1 protein-coding gene is annotated in these 652 nt (G+C 61.3%); it reads right to left on the bottom strand.

Annotated features, from left to right (window positions below):
* The coding region (locus tag I6F37_RS38385) for a histidine kinase dimerization/phospho-acceptor domain-containing protein (RefSeq protein WP_225154125.1) at positions 1-652 on the bottom strand (652 nt) is incomplete at both ends.

Below are 652 nucleotides of genomic sequence, written 5' to 3'. Positions count from 1 at the left end.
TATGGACACGACGTCTTCAACCACCGACGGCAGCGAAAACGCGGTTTCGACCAGCGCGAAGCTGCTGGATTCCGCCTTGCTCAAATCGAGGACACGATTGAGCAGGTTCAGCATGTTTTCCGAAGACGACTTGAGGAGGCGCACGAATCGGCGCTGATGATCGGTCAGCGCACTGCGATCGAGCAGCTGCACGACCCCCATCACGGCATTCAGCGGGTTGCGAATGTCGTGGCTCAACATCGCCAGCAGATGCGCCTTGTCCTGCGCCACCTGCTCGGCTTTGCGTCTGGCCACCAGCAACTCCCGTTCGTACCGCCGCCGATCGGTGGAATCGAACAGCGTGATTCGATTGAACAGCGGCCTGCCGTCCGGGCCGCGCTTCTGGCTGGAGTTCACCAGCACCGGAACAATGCGCCCATCGTCGCGCACCACCTCGAGCGCAATCTCGTTGGCAACGCCCTGCATCCGCAGCAGTGGATCGTAGTGTGTCTCGTAATAGATGCGTGACCCGATGGTGAGCAGGGTTTGAAATTTCGTGCCCGTCATCAGCACGTCGCGCGAGACACCCGCCCACTCGACGAACGTGTTGTTCACCCTGACGATGGTGCCGTCCGGCCGCGTCGACAGATAGCCGCACGGCGCGTGCTCGTAC

It is taken from the genome of Bradyrhizobium sp. NBAIM08 (assembly GCF_020193935.1).
GTDB classification, from domain to species: Bacteria; Pseudomonadota; Alphaproteobacteria; order Rhizobiales; family Xanthobacteraceae; genus Bradyrhizobium; species Bradyrhizobium yuanmingense.
Note: the sequence above shows the minus strand (reverse complement) of the source record. Positions and strands in the feature narration are given on the sequence as shown.